This is a genomic window from Brevibacillus sp. NPDC058079 (genome assembly GCF_042885155.1).
Classification (GTDB): domain Bacteria; phylum Bacillota; class Bacilli; order Brevibacillales; family Brevibacillaceae; genus Brevibacillus.
Genome location: NZ_JBHVSO010000026.1, coordinates 21,857 through 28,805, shown reverse-complemented (window position 1 = coordinate 28,805; position 6,949 = coordinate 21,857). Strand labels below are relative to the sequence as shown.

Here is a 6,949-nt window from a genome sequence, read left to right as displayed (position 1 = left end):
TATATTAATAATCATATTATACTATATTAACGCGGTAATTTATAAAAGTAATCCGAACTAAAAAAAGGTTGCCGATACTTTCTCGACAACCTGAGAATCAGGAATGATTATTCCTGATTCTCTTTTTTCTTACGTAATAGGGGGAAGATCTTGATCTACATAATCCTCTTCTTTACCTGTAAATCTTTCTAGTGTCCAGGTACTCTCTTTTTTAATGTTCGGTTTATTTATTTTTTTAAGCTTTCCGCTTTTGTATAACTCATCAATCGCAATTTTAACGTCAGAACGACTGCTATCACTGTCTATCCCCTCTTGTGCTGCTTTGTATCGTCCTTCTTCATTATTGTGCATATCCATTTTATATGTTAAAGATTTTTTGTTTTGATAGGAAGCACCATCTTCGTGTGCACTCGTCCACTTTTCTGCCCAACTATCATTCACTGCCCATACTATCCACATATTCCATAGTGCATGTCGAAAAGCATCTGATTCTTCATCAGTATCATTTCTACCGAAAGCTAGTTCTGTATAATTCCATGCCCCTTTCCCTGCCATAAGAGCTTTAAATCCTTTTGACGGCGATTGATCATACAATGCCTGCTCTTTTGGATTAAGTGTAACTACTCCATCAGCATAATCATAGAAATCATCCCAATCACCATCAGAGCTTGGAGCCAGGTTCTTTATATTTTTGTTATCCTCGTTGTATATTTCGCACAGTTCCAAAAAATATTCATTAATTTCATCTTCAGTCGCTTTTGGGTGATCTTTTTCAAATTGAGTCAACGCTTCTAAAATTTTTTACGAAAATCTAAAGTCAACTTTCTCATAAGATTTTTCGTATTTCTTTTTCTCCTATTTCTGCACATCGAACCAGATAGGGAACAACTCGTGAACGAGACACTCTCCCCTCGACGATACATTCCGTTACATACAGCTCATATAGCCATCCAGGGGCTTGATTAAAAGCTACAGCAAGTTTATCCAGATGGCCAATCGTCATAGCCCGAGAAGGAGTTCGATTTAAAATATCGCTCAGTACTCCCTGATTAATACCTGTTATCTCGCCAAGTTTAGTCAGTGTGTAACCACGCTCTTTTAGGTGATGCTCAACTTCTGAACGTAACGATCGTTGAACTGTCTTGCTTTGCCCCATATTAAACCTACTCCTCCTTAGCAATAACAAAAGAAACACCAAATCTTCCTGTATTTTACAGAAAGCTCTGGTGTATGTGAATATTTACCTTTCCCTTAATTTGTAATTAGGCTAACGGATACATTCGACATAGCAAGATCCCTTGACACTCACAGTGTGACTATCGTTCCTACGGCCTGCCTTTCGTCGGGAACTTTGCGGCGCTACCCAGCGCTCCCGCCCCCAGAACCAGGCGATGACTTGAGCTACACTTCGGTTACTCAACAATTATTTACGAAACATCTCTGTAAACCACGCGGCCGAAGCTTCTACTTCCTTCACCGTCAGCTGATGACCATATGAATCCCAATGCACAGTCACGTCAGCACCTGCTCCTGTCAGTAGTCTGTTCAGCTCCTCCGTCTCTTGTGCAGTACAAATCGGATCATTCGTGCCCGCTCCGATGAACACCGGAATAGCTGACATATCAGGCAGAGCGATCCCACGGCGTGGAACCATTGGGTGGTAAAGAATCGCCCCTTTTAGCGGATTCGGGTAATGGAACAGGAGACTACCTGCGATATTTGCCCCGTTCGAATAGCCGACTGCCACGATATTGTCTCGCTCGATCTGATACGTATCCGCCGCCTGATCCAAAAACTCATGCAGCTCCTGCGTGCGGTAGACCAAATCCTCTTCGTCAAAAACACCCTCAGCTAAACGTCGGAAAAATCGCGGCATGCCGTTTTCGAGAACATTCCCACGGACACTCAGAACAGAAGCGCCTGGATAAATGCGATTGGCCAGTGGCAAGAGGTCGTTTTCATCTCCACCTGTTCCATGAAGCAGCAACAGTGTTGGTGCTTCTGAATCGGTTCCTTTTCGAAAAATGTGCTTCAAATTCATTATTTATCTTCCTCCAACACTCTGACTGTAATCGGCGGCAGGCCTTGCTCTATCTGGGCACGACGTGGCTCATACCACTCGGGGAGCATCAGTTTTTCACCCAATGTGTCAAATGGCTCATCTCTTTCAAAGCCTGGAGGATCGGTCGCAATCTCAAACAAAATCTCGCCCGGCTCGCGGAAGTAGATGGCGTTGAAATATTGACGGTCGATAATATCCGTCGGATGGAGACCGGATTGAGCCGCGCGCTGCTGCCACAGTTGGTGATCCTGATCATCTAAGGCACGCCATGCGATATGGTGGATCGTACCTGCGCCACCTTCTCCTCTTGGTATCGGCTCAGCATTCACGTCAATGACATTGCCCAAATCGCCGTTAGCCTGGAACCGGACAAGGCCGTTTTCTTCGCCAACTCTAGTCAGTCCCATCAGTCTCTCGAGAACATCCATGGTGTGGGCTGGAGCCATGCTGTACAAGATCGCTCCACCGAAGCCTTTGATCGCCTTGTCAGCTGGCACTCCGCCAAAGGACCATTTGCTCGCTGGACCGCCTTCACGTTCCACAATCTCCAGCTGTAAGCCGTCTTTGTCCGTAAATTGCAGATACGTTTCGTTAAAACGCTCCACGCGACGGTACTCGATTCCGAACTTTTTCAGTCGATCCTCCCAGAAGGAAAACGCCCCCACTGGAATTAAGAAAGTGGTATAGCCCACCTGCCCACCGCCAACGCGTCCGCGGCGACCAGATTCCCACGGGAAAAAGGTAATCGCGGTACCTGGACTTCCGACCTCATTCCCGAAGTATAGGTGGTATACATCTGGTGCATCGAAGTTGATCGTTTTTTTCACCATGCGCAATCCGAGAAACCCTGCATAAAAATCAACGTTATTTTGGGCGCTTGTAACAAAAGCCGTGATATGGTGAATCCCTGCTGTTTGCTGTGTCATTTTGAATAGCCTCCTCTAATTATTATTTACTTGCTTGGAATGTGTTGTAGCTCACGAACTCTCCAACGGGCTTGCGGTACCCTCTGACTCGCTGGCTGGATGTATCTTCTTTTCCAATCGTGATCATCAGAGCTGGCACAAAGCTGTCCGGAACCTTTGCTATCTCTTGGACAGCTACTGGATCGAATCCGATCATCGGGCACGTATCCCAGCCTTTATCCTTTGCAGCGAGCATGAACAGCATTGCGGACAAATTTGCATTGCGGATCGCTTCATCACGCTTGAACTGCTCTCCTCCACCCTCGTACATTGCTCTGACAGAAGCATTGTTGTGGTCGTACTCGCGTTGATCCATGATCCCTAAATGAAGAAGACCTTCATTGATGCGCTCTACGCTTTGGTACGCTTCCTTGTCTCCAAATACAAGCACCACTGCCGAAGCGGTTTTCACCTTATATTGTCTATATGCCGCTTCATATACACGCTCTATTGCTTCTGGATCGGTGACAACTACATAATGGGCATGCTGCAAATTGAATGCAGATGGCGCGAATTTGACCAGCGACATGATTTCATCGATCTCGGTAGGTGTTATCGTTACGTCCGTTAGAAACTTGTTTGCGGATCTTCTGTTTTTTACAAGGGTAGTGAATTCACTCATGGGACTTCCTCCTCGATTTTTTCTATCTCAATCATTTTTGAATATCTTAAATTAAAGATAATAGCGTTTAAAAATGTTCCTGCTTGGGGAAGTAGGATGACGATGTTACAAAAATAAATATCTTGAATTTAAGATAATTATAGGACTAAAATTCTCTCTTGTCAACAGCCCAAGGCCAGAAGAATGAAATCTCTTCCAGCCTAAGGCTCTTGTCAGTTGGCGTACCAGTATAGAGCATATTCGGTCATGACAGAAGGATACCCCATTTGGCGCAGCATCGCCGTTATGTTTCCACGATGATACGTACCGTGATTGACCACTTGCATGATGATTTCTGCCAAGCTCGTATCGCGTACTCTCGTGTACGGATTATCAAGGACAATGCGCCGCTCCAAGTCTTCTTCTTGGCTGAGAAAAGCTCTGAATTGCTCGACCAGTTCGACATACAACTGCTCTACTTCCTCCAAGCTTTTTCCCGTAATTTTCTTCTCTTGCTGCCATGTCTCATTCATGGCCGCTTGCATATCCATCCCCTGCAATATGAGAAGCCAGCTTTGATCCACCATATAAATATGCTCCATCACTTTTGCTACTGTCGGGAAAACGCTTTGGACCTCCTGCTCGTAAGCACCTTCCGGAAGTTCCTTCAAGCGATTCATTAACGTTTGATTCGCCCACGCGTGAAAGTCGTACATGTTTTTGGCATAGTGTGTCATGATAAAGCCCCCTCTTTGGTTCGTCGATAGCTCTATCATAGACCGGCTTCCCTGACAAATATGGTCAGTGATGCTTCCTGCTCTAGCCAAAATCTCATTTTTTCTAATGAAAACAGTTGTTCCATGTGGTGGACTCCTGGAGGAAACGCTTCTTCATATAGCGATTTTGCTACGGCAGCCGCCACCATTGCGGTCATGTTGGACTGATCGCGCCCGTAAAGCAGACACTCTACTGTCGCCTCGTTCGTTCCCCGTTTTCCCCGTGCTTCTATCTTGATGGCAAACCGATCCTCCCCCATTTTCCAACGCCCAAACGCTTCAATCACAGCTTCCCGTACTGATGGTTGATGGAGTAATCGGCAAATTCCTATGCTCCTCATGCCTGCTACTATTCTCGTCATCGCATCCAGATCGAAACAAAGTCGGGTAGATACTGTAGGGACATCCAAGGTGCGTGCCAATGTCTGCTGATCGGAAAACGGGAATCGATATGCGTGCTTTTTCCCCAGCTCCGGCCCAAAATCAACAAGCTTGCCCTCTGTCATGCTCTCTACGGTCACACGTTGATGCTTATTCATCACCTCGTAGCTCGTGCACAAGTTATCGACAGTCCATTCAATCGCGGCCTTCCCGTGTCGATCACCGAGACCAAGCATAATGAATATGTCCAGCTCACTCACCTGATCCAGCAAGCGATGAGCTTCCCGCGCGAGCAGGTTGGTCAGACCTGGTGCCAGTCCTACACTGAGCACGGCGGTTCCTATGTTCTTATTTTCAGTTTGGCTCCCCCATTGTTCGATTTGCGTCAAAAAATGGCCATTCGCCGAAATATCGAGATAATGTGTTCCATTCCGCACACACCCTTCCACAAAAGCCGTATTCGTCTGATCCAGACACATGACCACCAGCTTTACTTTTTCCAGCATGCTTTGGTCTAACGGCTTGTGAATATCGAGTTGCAACGGCAGCACTTTCCCATCTGCTTCTCGGCAAAATGCTTCAGCCTTCTCCCAGCTGCGTCCGGCTGCATACACCCGTCCCGGATATGCGTCACCCAAATTCTTGCATATGGTTGCCCCTACATGACCGTACCCTCCGACTACCACAATTCGATCCTTGCTCATGCCTGCTCCACCTCTGTGCCTCTCTTTTTCTGCCGCTCCAGACGTCCCGCATACCACCAGACCAACAATCCGCTCAGGCAAATCAGCCCTCCTGCTTCAAAAACCGCACGATACGCATCGATTGTCGGCTGCATAGCTTGACTCGATTCGCCGTTCATCATGCCCAGTCCCAACGCTGCGCCGACCACCATCCCTGCATTGCGCGTCAAGGCGATCATGCCTCCGATTGCGCCTGCATGCTCCATCGGGACGTGGCGCATGATGTAGCTGTTGTTGGGCGAAGCAATCAGCCCCATACCTGCCCCTACCAAAGCTAGTACCGCGATGATTTCTACCGTAGATAATGCCTCTAGCCAGATCGCCAAGACGGTCATCCCTGCCCCCATTGCACCGAGACCTGCAAAAATGAGTGGTCGTGCCCGATAGCTGTCTGAAGCCCAGCCACTAAAAGGACCCGTCAGCACCAGCAGCAATGGGTAAGCAGTCATCATATACCCTGCCGTCAAAGGGGAAACCTGCGCTTGATCAAGCAAGTAGAACGGCAGGACAACCAGTACGAGATTAGCGAGCACAAACGAAGTGAAGCTAATGAACAGTCCACTGGGCACAGCCGATAGGCGAAAGACCGCCACGGGCAAAAACGGCACTGACTGTCGCCGCTCCCACCAGACAAACGCCCATACCAAGACGAGTACACCCCCAAAAAGAATGAGCATCCCTTCTGAAGCCCAGCCCCACCCGTTTCCATTGGAGATCGCGATAATGACTGAGCTGACCAGTAGCATGAACAGACCTGCCCCAACGAGATCAAGTGAACTGGCCTTCTTCGTCTGCTCATGGGAAGGAATGTAACGAAAAGCCAGCCCCGTAGCCAAGATGGCGACAGGAACATGAATCAGAAACAACCACTCCCAGCTCAACCACGACGCGATCATCCCACCTGCAATCGGCCCGGTCATGCCGCCAAGCGCAACAGCTGTACTCATGATCCCCAGTGCCCTCCCCCGCATTTCTTTTGGGAGCAAAATCGCAATGAGCGCGATATTGGTAGCCTGGAACATAGCTGCTCCGATGGCTTGCACGATTCGAAGCGCCAACAGCATCGTGATCGTCGTCGAGAATGCCACCAAGACAGAGCTTACCGTGAACAGCAGGAAGCCGTAATTGTGCAGCACACGATGCCCGTATCGATCTCCCAGCTTGCCCATGAAAGGAAGAAGAGACGCAATGACAAGCAAATAACCCGTTGTAATCCATTGTGCGACCGCCAGCTCCGTCTGGAAAATGTATGTGAACTGAGGGAGCGAGACATTGACAATCCCCGCCGTAAAATGAGACAAGAATGCACCCAGACAAATTGCGATCATCATGAAAAAGCGCTGCCGCTGGCTCATATGGTCTTTCCAACTCCTCGCGTATCTTGTAAATTTAAACTAAGAATTATTCTCAATTATAGAGAG

Annotated in this window: 7 protein-coding genes and 1 pseudogene; all 8 read right to left on the bottom strand. The window is 47.8% G+C overall.

Annotated features, from left to right (window positions below; translation table 11 throughout):
* Window positions 1–129 precede the first annotated feature (129 nt).
* The 8 genes and pseudogenes from ACFVS2_RS33835 to ACFVS2_RS33800 all read right to left on the bottom strand — a co-directional run bounded on the left by ACFVS2_RS33835 (window position 130) and on the right by ACFVS2_RS33800 (window position 6,883).
* The gene (locus ACFVS2_RS33835) at window positions 130–786 is read right to left on the bottom strand and encodes a DUF6973 domain-containing protein (RefSeq protein WP_390240957.1); all 657 of its coding nucleotides are present in this window, start codon (window positions 784–786) and stop codon (window positions 130–132) included.
* Window positions 787–844: 58 nt separating this feature from the next.
* Window positions 845–1,156, bottom strand: a pseudogene (locus ACFVS2_RS33830) (helix-turn-helix domain-containing protein); the annotation flags it as partial.
* Window positions 1,157–1,423: 267 nt separating this feature from the next.
* Window positions 1,424–2,041 carry an alpha/beta hydrolase gene (locus ACFVS2_RS33825; RefSeq protein ID WP_390240955.1) on the bottom strand — a complete coding sequence of 206 codons (618 nt, stop codon included), beginning with the start codon at window positions 2,039–2,041 and terminating at the stop codon, window positions 1,424–1,426.
* The gene (locus ACFVS2_RS33820) at window positions 2,041–2,988 is read right to left on the bottom strand and encodes a ring-cleaving dioxygenase (protein WP_173621105.1); all 948 of its coding nucleotides are present in this window, start codon (window positions 2,986–2,988) and stop codon (window positions 2,041–2,043) included. Before ACFVS2_RS33820 ends, ACFVS2_RS33825 begins: the two co-directional genes overlap by 1 nt.
* 22 nt (window positions 2,989–3,010) lie before the next feature.
* Window positions 3,011–3,649, bottom strand: coding sequence for a nitroreductase family protein (locus ACFVS2_RS33815; RefSeq protein ID WP_390240953.1), 639 nt, complete (start codon window positions 3,647–3,649; stop codon window positions 3,011–3,013).
* Between the two features lie 212 nt (window positions 3,650–3,861).
* A complete protein-coding gene (locus ACFVS2_RS33810) occupies window positions 3,862–4,365 on the bottom strand; it encodes a DinB family protein (protein ID WP_173621107.1) in 504 nt (167 codons plus the stop codon).
* Between the two features lie 35 nt (window positions 4,366–4,400).
* On the bottom strand, window positions 4,401–5,489 hold the full coding sequence (locus ACFVS2_RS33805; RefSeq protein WP_390240951.1) for a saccharopine dehydrogenase family protein: 1,089 nt from the start codon (window positions 5,487–5,489) through the stop codon (window positions 4,401–4,403).
* The gene (locus ACFVS2_RS33800; protein ID WP_390240949.1) at window positions 5,486–6,883 is read right to left on the bottom strand and encodes an MFS transporter; all 1,398 of its coding nucleotides are present in this window, start codon (window positions 6,881–6,883) and stop codon (window positions 5,486–5,488) included. The genes ACFVS2_RS33805 and ACFVS2_RS33800 overlap by 4 nt, the downstream gene beginning before the upstream one ends.
* Window positions 6,884–6,949 lie beyond the last annotated feature (66 nt).

What these genes read in the sequence shown, in the direction of transcription:
- ACFVS2_RS33815 (WP_390240953.1), bottom strand. Translation starts at nt 3,649, where the DNA reads ATGAGTGAATTCACTACCCTTGTAAAAAACAGAAGATCCGCAAACAAG.
- ACFVS2_RS33810 (WP_173621107.1), bottom strand. Translation starts at nt 4,365, where the DNA reads ATGACACACTATGCCAAAAACATGTACGACTTTCACGCGTGGGCGAAT.
- ACFVS2_RS33805 (WP_390240951.1), bottom strand. Translation starts at nt 5,489, where the DNA reads ATGAGCAAGGATCGAATTGTGGTAGTCGGAGGGTACGGTCATGTAGGG.
- ACFVS2_RS33825 (WP_390240955.1), bottom strand. Translation starts at nt 2,041, where the DNA reads ATGAATTTGAAGCACATTTTTCGAAAAGGAACCGATTCAGAAGCACCA.
- ACFVS2_RS33800 (WP_390240949.1), bottom strand. Translation starts at nt 6,883, where the DNA reads ATGAGCCAGCGGCAGCGCTTTTTCATGATGATCGCAATTTGTCTGGGT.
- ACFVS2_RS33820 (WP_173621105.1), bottom strand. Translation starts at nt 2,988, where the DNA reads ATGACACAGCAAACAGCAGGGATTCACCATATCACGGCTTTTGTTACA.